This window comes from Pseudomonas sp. Sample_24 (assembly GCF_004307605.1).
Taxonomy (GTDB): Bacteria; Pseudomonadota; Gammaproteobacteria; order Pseudomonadales; family Pseudomonadaceae; genus Aquipseudomonas.
Genome location: NZ_RCNW01000076.1, coordinates 1 through 945 on the forward strand (window position 1 = coordinate 1; position 945 = coordinate 945).

Annotated in this window: 1 protein-coding gene and 1 pseudogene; both read right to left on the bottom strand. The window is 61.0% G+C overall.

Features of this window, described 5'->3' with window-relative positions:
- Positions 1-556 (bottom strand): nucleoside recognition domain-containing protein (locus tag D8V06_RS03505; protein WP_277751287.1); only part of this gene is annotated, 556 nt, incomplete at its 3' end.
- Between the two features lie 198 nt (positions 557-754).
- Positions 755-945, bottom strand: a pseudogene (locus tag D8V06_RS03510) (glutamate/aspartate:proton symporter GltP); the annotation flags it as partial.

Here is a 945-nt window from a genome sequence, read left to right on the forward strand (position 1 = left end):
CGATGGTCGAGCAACTGGTGGCCAGCAGGATCGGCAGGAACACCAGCGTCGGATCAGGCGCGCCTTGCTGGGCGCGGTACATGAAGATCGTCACCGGCAGCAGGGTCAGGGAAGAAGCATTGAGCACCAGAAACAGGATTTGAGCATTACTGGCGATGGTGTCACTGGGGTTGAGTTCCTGCAGGGCTTTCATCGCTTTGAGGCCGATGGGCGTAGCGGCGTTGTCCAGGCCAAGGCCGTTGGCGGCGAAGTTCAGGGTAATGAGGCCGATGGCGGGGTGGCCGGGCGGGACTTCCGGCATCAAGCGCAGAAACAGCGGGCCGAGGGCTTTGGCCAGCCACTCGACAATCCCGGCTTTTTCGGCAATCCGCAGGAAACCCAGCCAGAGGGTGAGGGTGCCGAACAGCAATACCATCACTTCGACCGACAATTTGGCCATGGCGAAAATGCTTTCCACCATCGCCGCGAAGATCCCGGCATTGCCGCCGATCAGCCACTGCGCCAGCGCCGAAATCGCGGCCACGATGAAAAAGCCAAGCCACAGGCCATTGAGCATCAGTCAAATCCCCCAAAAGATGCGCGAATGATAGCGGGGTGGCCGGAAACGACAAACCCCGGATTTCTCCGGGGTTTGTCTGGTGCTGTCATTGACTTGTGTAGGAGCAAGGCTTGCCCGCGATCGGGACGCCTCGGTGTATCAGATGCACCGCGCTTTCATTCATCGCGGGCAAGCCATGCTCCTACGGGGCGCGTGTCAGTTGCTGGAAACTTCGCCGGCCGGCAGCTTCTCTTTGCTGCGCCAGTGCGGCAGGGAGTTCCAGTAGCGCTGGCCCTTGGCATCGTCGTACATGCCTTCCCAGCGGGAAATAACCAGCACGGCCAGGGCGTTGCCGATCACGTTCAGTGCGGTACGCGCCATGTCCATGATGCGGTCGACACCGGCGA